10 protein-coding genes are annotated in these 13,512 nt (G+C 72.9%); 3 read left to right on the forward strand and 7 right to left on the reverse strand.

Annotated elements, in window-relative coordinates; genetic code table 11:
- Genes HII36_RS33300 through HII36_RS58840 form a run of 3 tightly spaced genes read left to right on the forward strand, consistent with a single transcriptional unit; the run spans position 1 to position 3,835 of the window.
- Entirely contained in the window at positions 1-876 is an 876-nt protein-coding gene (locus HII36_RS33300) for a 5-dehydro-4-deoxyglucarate dehydratase (protein ID WP_173527273.1), read from the forward strand.
- The gene (locus HII36_RS33305; protein WP_173527274.1) at positions 873-1,931 is read left to right on the forward strand and encodes a mandelate racemase/muconate lactonizing enzyme family protein; all 1,059 of its coding nucleotides are present in this window, start codon (positions 873-875) and stop codon (positions 1,929-1,931) included. Before HII36_RS33300 ends, HII36_RS33305 begins: the two co-directional genes overlap by 4 nt.
- Positions 1,919-3,835 (forward strand): DUF6807 family protein, encoded by a 1,917-nt coding sequence (locus HII36_RS58840; RefSeq protein ID WP_328808000.1) that lies wholly within the window; start codon positions 1,919-1,921, stop codon positions 3,833-3,835. Before HII36_RS33305 ends, HII36_RS58840 begins: the two co-directional genes overlap by 13 nt.
- 130 nt (positions 3,836-3,965) lie before the next feature.
- Here the strand turns inward: HII36_RS58840 and HII36_RS33315 are convergent, their stop codons facing one another.
- The 7 genes from HII36_RS33315 to HII36_RS33345 form a co-directional block, all read right to left on the reverse strand.
- Positions 3,966-6,764, reverse strand: coding sequence for a DUF5682 family protein (locus HII36_RS33315; RefSeq protein ID WP_173527275.1), 2,799 nt, complete (start codon positions 6,762-6,764; stop codon positions 3,966-3,968).
- Positions 6,761-7,873 (reverse strand): ATP-binding protein, encoded by a 1,113-nt coding sequence (locus HII36_RS33320; RefSeq protein ID WP_173527276.1) that lies wholly within the window; start codon positions 7,871-7,873, stop codon positions 6,761-6,763. The genes HII36_RS33315 and HII36_RS33320 overlap by 4 nt, the downstream gene beginning before the upstream one ends.
- Before the next feature lie 13 nt (positions 7,874-7,886).
- Entirely contained in the window at positions 7,887-9,212 is a 1,326-nt protein-coding gene (locus tag HII36_RS33325; protein ID WP_173527277.1) for a VWA domain-containing protein, read from the reverse strand.
- A complete protein-coding gene (locus tag HII36_RS33330; RefSeq protein WP_173527278.1) occupies positions 9,209-10,600 on the reverse strand; it encodes a hypothetical protein in 1,392 nt (463 codons plus the stop codon). The genes HII36_RS33325 and HII36_RS33330 overlap by 4 nt, the downstream gene beginning before the upstream one ends.
- Entirely contained in the window at positions 10,600-11,091 is a 492-nt protein-coding gene (locus HII36_RS33335; RefSeq protein ID WP_173527279.1) for a hypothetical protein, read from the reverse strand. Before HII36_RS33335 ends, HII36_RS33330 begins: the two co-directional genes overlap by 1 nt.
- Before the next feature lie 137 nt (positions 11,092-11,228).
- The gene (locus HII36_RS33340; protein ID WP_173527280.1) at positions 11,229-12,365 is read right to left on the reverse strand and encodes an alpha-hydroxy-acid oxidizing protein; all 1,137 of its coding nucleotides are present in this window, start codon (positions 12,363-12,365) and stop codon (positions 11,229-11,231) included.
- An 8-nt stretch (positions 12,366-12,373) separates the two neighbouring features.
- Positions 12,374-13,387 (reverse strand): alpha/beta fold hydrolase, encoded by a 1,014-nt coding sequence (locus HII36_RS33345; RefSeq protein ID WP_173527281.1) that lies wholly within the window; start codon positions 13,385-13,387, stop codon positions 12,374-12,376.
- Positions 13,388-13,512: the final 125 nt, after the last annotated feature.

Below are 13,512 nucleotides of genomic sequence, written 5' to 3' on the forward strand. Positions count from 1 at the left end.
ATGAATCTCAGCGGTGTGCTGTTCTTCCCCGTGACCCCGTTCGACGAGGCCGGCGAGCTGGCCGAGGACGTGCTCGCCGAGCACGTGCGGCACGGCGTGGCGCACGGCCCCGGCGGCGTGTTCGTGGCCTGCGGCACCGGCGAGTTCTCCGCGTTGTCGCAGGACGAGCACGCGCGCGCGGTCCGGGTGGCGGTCAAGGCGGCCGAGGGCCGGGTGCCGGTGCTCGCCGGGGCGGGCGGCCCGCTCGGCGCCGCGCTCGAGCAGGCCCGCGCCGCCCGCGCGGCCGGCGCGGACGGGTTGCTGCTCATGCCGCCCTACCTCACGCAGGGCACCGCGGCGGGTTTCGTGGCGTACGCGCGCGCGATCGCCGCCGAGCTGCCGGTGATCATCTATCAGCGTGGCTCCTTGGTGCTCGACCCGGCGACCGTGGTGGAGCTGGCCCGGGTGCCCGGCGTGATCGGCCTGAAGGACGGGCTCGGCGACGTGGACCGGATGCAGCGCACGGTGCTGGCGGTGCGGCGCGAGATCGGCCCGGACTTCACCTTCTTCAACGGGCTGCCCACGGCCGAGCTGACCATGCCCGCCTACCGGGCGCTGGGCGTGGAGCTGTACTCCTCGGCGGTGTTCGCCTTCGCCCCGGAGATCGCGCTGGCCTACTTCAACGGCGACGAGCGGCTGCTGACCGAGTTCTACGCCCCGCTGGTCGAGCTGCGCAGCAAGGCGCCCGGGTACGCGGTCTCGCTGGTCAAGGCCGGGCTGCGGCTGCGCGGCACGAACGTGGGGCCGGTCCGCGCGCCGCTGGCCGACCCGGCGCCCGAGCACTTGGCCGAGCTCGACACGCTCATCAAGACCGGGCTCGCGCTGGTGTCGGCATGAGCGTGGTCAAGGACTTACGCACGAGCCTGCGCACCGCGCCGCTGCGCCGGCCGTGGGGTCCGGACGTGCCGGCCAACCACGTGATCGTCTGCGAGGTGACGCTGTCGGACGGCCGCGCCGGCACCGGCTTCTCCTGGACGCCGCAGATCGGCGCGCACGCGGTGCGTGCGCTGCTCGACCACGACGTCCGCGACGCGCTGATCGGCCTGCCCGCCCATCCCGAGCTGGTGTGGGACCGGCTGTCGAAGCACCTGGACGAGGCCGGGCGCGGCGGCCTGACCACGATCGCGCTGGCCGGGGTGGACCTGGCGCTGTGGGACCTGCGCTGCGGCGAACGTCCGCTGGCCGACGTGCTCGGGCCGCGCCGGGCTTCCGTCCCGGTCTACGGCAGCGGCGTCAACCTGCACTACCCGCTGGACGAGCTGATCGCGCAGGCCGGCCGCTGGAAGGCGGCCGGGTTCCCGGCGGTCAAGATCAAGGTGGGCCGGCCGGACCTGGGCGAGGACGTCGAGCGGGTGGCGGCCGTCCGCGAGGTCGTCGGGCCGGACACGCTGCTGATGGTCGACGCCAACCAGCGCTGGGACCTGCACCGGGCCAGGCGGGCGCTGGCCGCGCTGGAGCCGTACGACCTGTGCTGGATCGAGGAGCCGCTGCCGGCCGACGACCTGCCCGCGCTGGCGGAGCTGCGGCGCGGCGTCGGCGTGCCGGTGGCGGTCGGCGAGAACGTCTACACCACGCACGGCTTCCGCGACCTGCTGGTGGCGGGGGCGTGCGACGTGGTTCAGCCGAACGTGGTCAGGGTCGGCGGGATCACCCCGTTCCTCCGCATCGCCGAGCTGGCCAGGGCCTTCGACGTGCCGGTCTACCCGCATCTGCTGACGGAGGTGTCGGGGCAGCTCGCGCTGGCGCTGCCTCATCCGGCCATGGTGGAGCTGGTGGAGGACGCGTCGCTGGCGGACCTGGGGCTGCTGGCCGAGCCGTACCCGGTGCGGGTCGAGGGGGCCGAGCTGCGTTCTGCCGGGCGTCCGGGGCTGGGGCTGACGTGGGCGACGTGACCAGGGTGGTGCTCGCGGGCGCGTACGGGCACGGCCGCTCGCACCTGGAGAACCTGCGCGGCCTGGCCGCGCGCGGGCTGGTGGAGCTAAGCGGCGTCTGCGACGTGCGGCCGGTGGACGCGGGCACGCTGGCCGGGCTGGGCACGCCCGAGCAGGCCGGCCCCGACGGGCTGGCGGAGCTCATCCAGCGCACCGGGGCACAGGTGACCATCCTGTGCACGCCCATCGACACCCATGCCGACCTGGCCGTGGCGGCGTTGCGCGCGGGCTCGCACCTGCTGCTGGAGAAGCCGCCGGCGGCGTCGCTGGCCGAGTACGAGCGCATCGCCGCGGCCGTCGCGGAGACCGGGCTGGCCTGCCAGGTCGGCTTCCAGAGCCTCGGCTCGGCGGCGATCCCCGAGCTGCGCGCGCGGATCGCCGCCGGGGCGCTGGGCGAGGTGCGCGGCATCGGCGTGGCCGGGGCGTGGGAGCGTCCGGCCGGCTACTTCACCAGGTCGCCCTGGGCCGGCCGGCGCCGGCTGAACGGCCGCGACGTGGTGGACGGCGCGCTGACCAACCCGTTCGCGCACGCGGTCGCCACCGCGCTGGCGGTCGCCGGGGCCGAGGCGGGCGACGCCGTGGCGTCGGTGGAGCTGGAGCTGTTCCACGCCAACCCGATCGAGTCCGACGACACCGCGTCGGCCAGGATCCGCCTGGCCGGCGGCCGGGTGATCACGGTGGCGGTGACGTTGTGCGCGACGGGGCGCAGCGAGCCGTACCTGATCGTGCACGGCTCGGCGGGCACGGCCAGGTACACCTACACCACCGACGAGCTCGACGGGACCGCCCACCCCCGGGCGAACCTGCTGGAGAACCTGGTCGAGCACGTGACGAACGGCGCGGAGCTGCTCGTGCCGCTGTCGCGCACCGGCGCGTTCATGCGGGTGCTGGAGGCGGTGCGGCTCGCGCCCGATCCGCTGCCGATCCCCGGCGAGCACCAGATCGTGCATCGGGACCGGAGGGAGGTGCCTGGCGTCAGGGAGCTGACCGAGCGCAGCGCCGCGCGCCTGGCGCTGTTCTCCGAGCTGGACGTGCCGTGGGCGCGGTCCAGGGAGCTGCGCGTGTCGGGCACGCCAGTGGCCTCCTACGTCTGGCGGCCCGACCTGCCCGCGACCGACGCGCCGCGGCCGTACCTGCATCCGGTGCGCACGCTGGGCGGCACGGAGGTGAGCGAGTTCCGGCCCGCCGACCACGTGCACCATCTGGGAGTCGGCCTGGCCGTCGCGGACGTCGGCGGCACGAACTTCTGGGGCGGCCGGACCTTCGTCCGCGACCGCGGCCCGACCTGGCTGGACGACCACGGCCGCCAGCGGCACGACGCGTTCGAGGAGCTGGACGGCGGGTTCGCGCAGTCGCTGACCTGGCTCGGCCCGGACGGCGCCACCGTCGCCACCGAACGCAGGACGGTGCTCGCCCGGCCCCTGGGCCCCGGCTGGGCGCTGGACTTCGGCTTCACCCTGACCGTGCCGCAACCGCTGGAGATCAGGAGCTCGGCCTGCAAGGGAAGGCCGGGCGCCGGGTACGGCGGCTTCTTCTGGCGCGCGCCCGCGCGGTCGGCGAACCTGGCCGTCTTCACCGGCGAGGCCGAGGGCGAGCAGGACGTGCACGGCAGCACCACGCCCTGGCTGGCGCTGGTGAGCGACGCGTGGAGCCTGGTCTTCGCGCAGGCGGGCGCGGTCGATCCGTGGTTCGTCCGGGTGGCCGAGTACCCGGGCGTGGGCCCGGCGCTGGCCTGGGACCGGCCGCTCCCGGTGACCCGGACGTTGTCGAGGCGCGTCGTCACCGTCGTCGCGGACGGCCGCCTGGACCGGCGCGCCGCCGCCGAACTGGCGGGCGAGGCGGTGGAGACCCGACCGGCCCCCTGATCTCCCGTCGTGCAGGTGCACGAAGGGGCGGCGCTCCGGGGAACGCCGCCCCTCCCGGATGGGCCGGACCATCGGGATGGGCCGGCCCACCGGTCGGCTCAGGCGAGCAGGGCCGCCTTCCGGGAGACGCTCAGGCGAGCAGGGCCGCTACGGCCAGGGCCGCGTCCGGGTGCTCGGTGAGCAGCGCCGCCACCTCCGGGTGCGCCCCGCCGGGCGCGCCGCCCGTGGCCCGCCACTCGCCGGTGATGCCGAGCAGGCCCGCCACCGCGTCGCAGGCCGCCGGGTGCGCGAGCAGCAGCTCGGGCACCGGACCCGCGGCCACCGGCGCCGGCGTGCCCGCCGCGGCCCTGGGCGCGGCCAGCCACGGCGGCGTCCAGGAGTCCACGGCGGCCAGCCCGCCGGGGAACGTCCGGCCCGCCTCGCGGACCAGCACCGGCATCAGCTCACCGGCCTGGTCGCGCAGCGTGGTGATCAGCTTGGGCAGCCACGGCAGCAGCACCGTGTCGGGCAGCCGCCCGAACGCCTTGGAGATCACCTCCACCACGAACCCGGCCAGCCCCGGCGCGGGCTCCATGGCCTGCACGAACCCGGTGATGTAGTGCGGGAACGACGGCACCACCAGCGGGTTGCCGAGCAGGTCGTCGCAGCGGGCCCGCAGCTCGGCCAGCGGCAGCACGCCGAGCTGCGACTGCGCGCCCCACAGCAGCGCCACCTTGGCCGGCGCCTCGGGGTGCGACTGCCGGACGGCCAGCTCCAGCTGCGCCCTGTCACAGCCGAGCGACAGGGCCAGGCCCTCCATCGTGAACAGGAACCCGAGCATGGCCGCGACCTGCCGCACGCCGGTGTCGTCGGCCGCGAACGCCGTCGGCAGCAGCGTGCAGTAGTGCGCGTACCCGGTCGTCACGAACGACTCGCACCAGGCCGGCAGCACCGGCTCGGCGGCCCGGTAGTGCCCGAGCAGCCGCCGGATCCTGCGCAGCACCTCGGGCGCTTCGTCCACGCTCCGCTCGGCGGCCAGCAGCTCGACGGCTCGCGCGCCCAGCTCGTCGGCGAAGCGCCGGCTGCCCAGGAACACCACCGCGTCCTCGACGGCGGCCAGCGCGGTCGCGGCGGTCGCCTTCTCGTCCCAGACCGCGCGCCGCAGCCGCTGCTCCAGCACCTGCTCGATGGTGACGCCCTCGTAGCCGAGCTCGATGACGGAGCGCTGGTACTTGCCGAACGCCAGGTCCCAGCTCTCCTGGATCGAGCGCTCCCCCAGCCCGCGCTCGCCCATGATGGGCCGCACCGCCTCGGACGGCAGCAGGTAACGCAGCATCCACAGCAGGTCGGAGCAGGGGATCAGCTCGGGGTTGGCGTTCAGGTCGATCAGGGCCCGCTGGATGGTGCGTTTCTCCAGGTCCAGCCCGAGCGGCGCGAGCCGGTCGTAGACGTCGCGGGCCAGCGGCGGCATCGCGTCGTAGCCGACCTCGCCGATCCTGTCGCCGCCGAGCAGGATCTCGCAGAGCCTGCGCACGTCGCGCCGTCCCGGGACGGTGTCCTTCTCGATGCAGGTGACGGCCGCGTCCTGGAAGTCGTACGGCGTCGGCCTGGCCCGGTTGCGCATTCCGGCCAGCAGGATCGAGGTCTCGAACACGGCGATCGCGTCGGCGGTGCTGGCCAGGTAGCCGTTGCGCCTGGCCAGCCGGACGATGTCGACGCTCCACTCGCGCAGCTCCGCCTCGTCCAGGCCGTCGGGGTCGGGCGGCGTGGCCAGGAATCCCGACAGCCGGTCGGTGACCGGTCCGCGGGCGACCGGCGCGACGGCCTTGGCCTTGCGCTTGCGCGCGCCCTTCTGCCCGGCCAGCTGGAACGGGCTCAGCCCGTCGCGGGAGACCGCCTTGGTCCAGGTCGCCGCGGCGATCGAGACCGAGCCCGAGGCCAGCCCGAACTGCGCCTCGATGGCCGAGTGGCTGGACGGGATGAGCCCGTACAGCCAGCGCGTCCCGGTGCGCGGGCTGATCTCGTAGCCGGCGGTGGAGTCGAGGCCGAACTGCTCCACGTGGCTGGCGGCGTGGAAGGCGCCGCACACGTACAGGCAGTCGGCCGGGTCGGCGCCGGAGGCGGCCAGGTGCTCGCGCATCCTGGTCCACATGTAGCGCTCTCGTTCCTCGTCGCGGTCGTGGCGCTGGTCGCCGCTCGACCGCAGCCGGCGGAACAGGCTGCCGATCAGGACCATGACCTGCCGGTAAGTGTCGTAGTCCGCGCCGGACAGCGGCTGCTCGACGTACTGGTCCCACCACTCCGACCAGTGCCTGACCTTGCCGTGGTGCAGCAGGTGCTCCTCCAGCTCGGCGAAGCCGGGGCGCAGGTCGCCGATCTCGATGCCGACCGCGTCGCCGTGCAGGCCGGACTCCTCGTCCTTGCGCTCGGGCCGCGGCTCGCGCTCCAGCCACTGGAACACGTGGTCGGACGAGCGGTCGACCAGCACCAGCTCGACGCCCGGCGTCTCCAGCGCGTACGCGATGGCCTGGTACTCCGCCGACGCCTCGGTGATCGGCGCGACCACGCTGAGCGGCCCGGAGTCCGGCGGGAAGCCGTCGAGGTCGGTGGCGAACGCCTGCAGCGCCACCGGCAGGCGGCAGTTGCGCAGCTCGGTCAGCAGCGGCTGCAGGTCCTCGCAGAGCTCCAGGTAGACGACCTTGGGCTGCTTCTCGCGCAGCCGCCGCACCATCGCCAGCCCGGAGGCGGGCGAGTGGTGGCAGACCGGGAAGATCTCCAGCGGCTCGCGCAGCGCCCGGTCCACGTCGTCGACCAGGCCGGACAGGATGCCCGCCAGCGCGTCCGGCGGGCCGGCGAACGTCTGGGCGGCGTCGAGCAGCTGCTCGCGCAGCGAACCGAACGCGCCGGCCGCGGCTACCTCGGCGGCGGGTGCCTGGGTGGTTTCGCTCATGACAGGGTGGAGATCGCCTGGCGGCCGCCCTCGAGGAACTCGGTCCAGGGGCCGCCGTCCTTCTTGCTGCGCGGCTCGATGACGCCGTGCCAGTACTTGTTCAGGATGGCCAGGTCCTCGGGGGTGCGCCGGGCCAGCGAGCCGACCAGCGAACCGGCCAGCGTCTGCGCGCGCAGCGTGCGGTCGCCGAAGAAGTTGCTGTGCAGGATGGCGTCCTCCAGCACGCCGATCTGCTCGGCGGTGGACAGCGCAGACTCCAGCTTCTCGTCGTCGCTGGTGGCCGAGGCGGCCGCGGCGCGCAGGTCGGCGAAGCTCTGCAGCAGGATGTCCAGCAGGGTCGGCGGCACGTCCAGCTCGATGCTGTGCCTGCGCAGCAGCTCCTCGGTACGGAAGCGGACGATCTCCGCCTCGCTCTTCTTGCTGGTGACCACCGGGATCTTGACGAAGTTGAACCGCCGCTTCAACGCCGACGACAGGTCGTTGACGCCCCGGTCGCGGCTGTTGGCGGTGGCGATGATGGAGAATCCCGGCTTGGCGAAGACGATGTTGTCGTCGTCCAGCTCGGGGATCGACACGTACTTCTCGGACAGGATGGAGATCAGCGCGTCCTGCACGTCGCTGGTGGAGCGGGTCAGCTCCTCGAAGCGGCCGACCACGCCCTGCTCCATGGCGGTCATGATGGGCGAGGGGATCATCGACTCGCGCGACTGACCCTTGGCGATCACCATGGACACGTTCCACGAGTACTTGATGTGGTCTTCCGTGGTGCCGGCGGTGCCCTGCACGACGAGCGTCGAGTTGCGGCAGATGGCCGCGGACAGCAGCTCGGCCAGCCAGCTCTTGCCGGTGCCCGGGTCGCCGATCAGCAGCAGGCCGCGGTCGGAGGCGAGCGTCACGATGCTCCGCTCGACGAAGCTCCGGTCGCCGAACCACTTCTGCGGGATCTCCCGGTCGAGGCCGTCGGAGCGCTCGGAGCCGAGGATGAACAGGCGCACCATCTTGGGGCTGAGCCGCCACGAGAACGGCTTGGCGCCGTCGTCGATCGACTCCAGCCAGTCGAGTTCCTCGGCGAACTTCACCTCGGCGGGGGCGCGCAGCATGTCGGTCATAAGGGTGGTTCTCCTAGATGAGGAAGTTCTTGAGCTCGGTGACGAGCTTGTTGATGTGGCCGGAGATCACCGGCGTGCCCAGGGCCTTGAGCTTCTGCCTGAACCAGGGGTCGACGCTCGCGTAGCCGGAGCTGTTGACCGAGCCGACGGGGATGAACTTCACCCCCGAGCGGTGCACCGACTCGAAGTCGGTGATGAGCGAGCGGTTGTCGTAGAAGTCGGAGATCCACACCAGCACGGTGTTGCGCGGATCGGCGATCTTCGGCTTGGCCAGGGCCATCGCGACGGTGCCGTTCGTGCCGCCGCCCAGCGTCGTGCGCAGCAGCACCTCGAACGGGTCGTGCACCCACGGGGTCAGGTCGAGCGCCCGGGTGTCGTAGGCGACCAGGTGCACGTCCACCTTGGGCAGGCCGGCGAAGATCGAGGCCAGGATGGTGCAGTTCACCATCGCGTCGACCATCGAGCCGGACTGGTCGACCACCACGATCAACCGGGCCGGGGTGGTGCGGCGGGCGGTGTGGCGGTAGAAGAGCTTGTCGACGTAGAGCCGCTGGTCGTCCTGGTTCCAGTTGGTGAGGTTCTTCCAGATCGTCCGGTCCAGGTCGAGGTTGCGGAAGACCCGCTTCGGCGGCACCGACCTGTCGATCGCGCCGACCGTGCTCTTCTCCACCTGGGTACGCAGGACCTGGGCGACCTCGTCCACGAACCTGCGGATGAGCGCTTTGGCATTGGCCAGCGCGACGCCCGACAGGTTCGACTTGTCGTGCAAGAGCTGCTCGATCAGCGACATGCTCGGGGTGAGCTGCCTGGCCAGGTTCGGGTCGGCGAGCACCTCGCGCAGGCGCATGCGCTTGACCAGGTCGCCTTCGAGCCCGGCCAGCACCGCGGCCAGTTCCTCGTTGCCGACGGTGTGCCGCAGCCCGCCCGGCTCGCAGCCCATGCCCTTCTCGAACCAGGCGGCGTCCTGCTTCCACCTGGCCAGGTCGCCGGCGGTGACGTTGCCGGCGCCGGTGGAGAAGACGTTGAGCAGGAGCTTGGAGACCAGGGCGGCGCGGCGTACCTCGTCGCCCTGGTCGTGCTCGCGCTCGGCCATCAGGTTCTCCAGCTCGGCGCCCAGGTCGGGGAAGCGCTGGACCAGAGTGTCGACCGAGACGCCGGGGTCGAGCAGGGCGGGCGGCAGGCCGAGGTCGTCGACGATGGCGACGCTGGCGGTCTCCAGCGTCGGCTGCTCGTCGGAGCCGAACAGGCGCGACAGCAGCCGCCAGTACAGGACCTGGCGGCGCGTCTCGTCGGCGCCGCTCAGCTCCACGGCTTCGGCGGGGGTCGGGGTCTCGGTCATCTGCGCAACAACCGCCCTGCCCGCTCTCGCAGCACCGCGACCACGTCACCGGCCCTGGCCTCGGCCTTGACGGCCTTGGGGTCGGTGGGGCCGAGCGCCCAGTCGCCATTGTGCGCGACGACCGGCTTCTTCTTCACCGTGGCCTGCACGGCCACCGGCTGCACCAGCCAGCGGCCGGCGTCCCAGCGGGCCAGGCCGAGCATCGCGGTGGACGCCGACACCAGCTCCGCGGTCAGCGGCCCGCCGGCGGGCAGCCGGCCCAGATCGAGCGCCAGCGTGCCGCCGCCCAGGTCGAGCACGTCGTCCTTGACGGTGTATCCCTCCAGCAGGACGGGCTCGGCGATGCGCACCGGGTGCCGGTCGAGCGGCGGGACGGCGGGCGCGACCGCGCCGGCGAGCTGCACCCGGGCGGTGGCGAACGGGTCGGCGGGCTCCCCCGCGGCGGCCTGGTCCTCGCGCCACAGCAGGTCGCCGCCGGCCAGCAGCGTCATGCCGGTGATCTCCAGGCCGCGATGCCCGGCCAGCGCGGCCATGAGCACCGGGTGGCCGGTCATCAGCCGCCACACCGACGTGCCGACGATCGTGTCGACCTTGGCCGCGGCCACGCTCGTCCTGACCAGCCGGGACGGCGATCCGTCGGACGGCTCCAGCAGCGCGTGCACCTGCACCCGGAACACGGTGGCGTGCTCGTGCACGTCGACGGCCAGCGGCAGCAGCCGCCCCGACACCTCCTCGGCGCCCTCGCCCCACGGGCCGGACTGCGCCAGCAGCATGGCCCGCGTCCACAGGTCGGCCCAGCGCCGGACCGGCAGGTATTCCATGGTGGCGATCGGGCAGGAGGCACGCAGTTCGGCGGCCAGGCCGTCGAGCAGCACCGCCAGGCCGCGCAGCGCGGGCACGGCCAGCATGGCCTCGATCGTCTGGTCGACGGCGGAGACCAGGTCGTGGTCGACGCCGCGCCATCCGGTGATGGCCAGTTCCCGCAGCCAGCCGCGGCAGCCGGCGAGCAGCCCGCCCGGCACGTCCGCAGCGGGCTCTCCATCGGTCTGGGGCCAGGTCGCGCGGGCGCGGCCGAGCGCGCCGTCGAAGCGGCCGAGCAGGGCGTCGTGCACCGCGCCCAGCACGGCGGCCCGGCCGCCGGCCAGCGCCGCCAGGTGCTCGTCGCCGATCGAGCCGGCGCTCACCTTCTCCACCGCCTCGCCCATGCGGTCGCCGAGCGGGCTGGCCGCCAGCGCCCCGGCCAGCCCGGCCAGCGCGGCGACGCGCTCCTCGCCCAGCCTGGCGAACCCGTGCGCCAGCGCCTCGTCGAACCCCTCCACCAGGTCGAGCGCCGCGCCGGCACCGTCGGGTTCGCCGCCGGTCAACTCCGCGAGCTGTACGTCGAGCATCAGCCCACCGCCCGCGTGGACGGGAACCAGTGCAGCTCGGCCAGCGGCGCGTTGCTGTCGGGCACCTCCAGGTAGGCCAGGTGCCGCAGGAACCTGCTGAACACCACGGCGGCCGGCGTGCGCACCGGCGAGCCGCTGATGCTCCTGATCAGGCTGCCGCCCGCGGGCACCTCGACCCGCAGGTAACGCGCGACCCGGTCCAGCCCGTACTGCACCACGGCCTCGTCGGCCAGCGCGTACAGGTGCTTGCACGGCGAGCCGTACAGGCCGCCGCACGGCCGGTTGTTGTTGGTGCTGCAGTCGAAGTCATGGGTGCCCGCGGCGATCGACGAGACGTAGACCCGCGCGATGTCGGATCCGCTCGACACGACCCCCTGCAGCCGTCCGTCGGCCAGCTCGACGAAGGGCACCTTCGCCAGCTTGCGCGGCTGGACGGGCGGCACCACCGGCACCACGCTGCGTCGCTCCCACGCGGGTTTGTCCGCGTCCAATGATTTCCACCCTCCAGGCAGACGGCATCCACGGGCTTCGGCGAGCCCGCAGGTGATCAACGAACCGGGAATGTACCGGAGCTCACCGACAGTCCGGTGATGAACCGGCAAAGTGGGGCGGACACCATCCGAACGGGCTAACGGCTCGCCAATGCTCCCGGGCCGAGTTCGGCCGGGCTGGAGTGGCCGGACAGGGCGAGGGTGATGTCCAGCTCGCCCAGCAGGCAGCGCAATACGTGCTCCACGCCGGCCTGGCCGCCGAGGGCGAGCCCGTACAGGACGGGGCGGCCGATCATGACGGCGCGGGCGCCCAGCGCGAGTGCCTTGACCACGTCGGCGCCGGTGCGCACGCCCGAGTCGAACAGCACGGTCAGCCGGTCGCCGACGGCCTCGGCGATGGCGGGGAGCGCGTCGAGCGCGCCGACGGCGCCGTCCACCTGCCGGCCGCCGTGGTTGGAGACGACGATGCCGTCCATGCCGTGTTCGGCGGCGAGCCGGGCGTCCTCGACGCCGACGATGCCCTTGAGCACGATCGGCCCGTCCCAGTGTTCGCGCAGGAACGGCAGGTCGTCCCAGCTCAGGCCGGGGTTGGGGAACATCTGCGCCCAGTGCGGCACCGGGTTGTCGACGCCGGCGAAGTTCGGGTCGGTCAGGTAGTTGGCCAGCCCGGTGCCGGTCAGGAACGGCAGGAACCCTCGGTCGAGGTCGGCCGGACGCCAGCCGAGCAGCGTCGTGTCCAGCGTGAGCATCAGCACCGAGAAGCCGGCCGCCTTGGCCCGGCTCAGGAAGCTGACGCACACGTCCTGGTCGGTGGGCCAGTAGAGCTGGTACCAGCGGGGCGCGTCGCCGCCGGCCTCGGCCACCTGCTCGAAGGAGTGCGCGGCGGCGGTGGAGTGCACGTACGTCAGGCCGAGCGCGGCGGCGGCGCGCACGGTGGCCAGTTCGCCCTCCTGGTGCGCCAGCGTCTGCACGCCCATGGGCGCGATCATCACCGGCGCCGGCATCCGGGTGCCGAGCAGGTCGGCCGACAGGTCGCGCTGCCAGTCGACGCCGCGCAGCATGCGCGGCACGATGCGGTGCCGGTCGAACGCCTCCCGGTTGGCCCGGGCGGTGGCGCCGCTGCCGGCGCTGGGCACGATGTAGCCGAGCGCCTCGGGGGTGAGCACGTCGCGGGCCCTGGACTCCAGGTTCGCCAGGTCCGTGGTGATCTCGGGCGTCTTGCCCTCGAGCATGCCCGCCAGGTAGATGCCGAGCTGATGGTCACCGAAGTTCATGGCCCCATTCAAGCCGACATCAGTTCACGCAGCCCCTGGTCGATGAAGCGGGTGTCGTCGGGGTTGCTGCCGTGCCCGGCGAAGTGGCCCCACACGCCGGGGATGACGCGTAGTTCGGCGTTGGGCATGTGGCCGACGGCCCACACCTCGTCCTCGGGCGGGAAGTACAGGTCCTTCTCGGCCGGCATGACCAGGGCCCGCGCCTTGATCGAGCTGAGCGCGGCCACGGTGTCGCCGCCGAAGCCGGGGGTCAGGCCGACGTCGGCGTGCTGCCAGGTCCACAACATGGTGAGCAGGTTGTTGGCGTCGCGGTCGTCGAGGAAGAAGCCCTCCCAGAAGCCGATGAGGAAGTCCTCCAGCGAGGTGTGGCCGAGCCGCTGGTACAGGTGCTGCCAGTAGAACGCCTGCGAGAACCCCCATCCGGCGTAGACGCGGGCGGCCGCGCGCAGGCCGGTCATGGGCTGGCGCTCGTACCAGCCGCCGTTGAACGCGGCGTCGGCGGTGAGCGCGGACTTGACGCCTTCGAGGAAGACCTGGTTGTGCACGCTGGTGCGGGACGAGCCGCAGAACGGGGCGATCCTGGCGACCATGTCGGGGTGGCTGACCGCCCACTGGTAGGTCTGTCCCGCGCCCATCGACCAGCCGGTGACCAGGGCGAGGCGTTCGATGCCGAACTGTTCGGTGACGAGCCGGTGCTGGGCGGCGACGTTGTCGTACATGGTGACGTGGGGGAACCTGGCGCGGTCGTAGGGCGGCGCGGTGTTGCTCGGCGAGCTGGACAGGCCGTTGCCCAGCATGTTCGGCACGATGATGAAGTAACGCGAAGGGTCGAGGGTCATGCCGGGGCCGATCAGCCACTCGTTGTCGGTGTGCCGGCCGGAGTACCAGGTCGGGTAGAGGATCGCGTTGCCGCGGTCGGGGGCGAGTTCGCCGTAGGTCTGGTAGGCCAGCACGGCGCCGCGCAGGGTGGCGCCGTGCTGCAGGGTGAAGTCGTTCAGGTGGAAGATCCGGTATTCGAGCATCGTCGCTCACCTGCTGGTGTAGGTCAGGCTGGTGTAGGTCAGGGCCTGGGGAGGTGGGCCCAGCGGGGGTCGGGGGCGCGGCCGGGCCCGCTCGGGGCCGGTCTGGTGACCACGCGGGGTTCGTG

It is taken from the genome of Nonomuraea antri (assembly GCF_013283785.1).
Classification (GTDB): Bacteria; Actinomycetota; Actinomycetes; order Streptosporangiales; family Streptosporangiaceae; genus Nonomuraea; species Nonomuraea antri.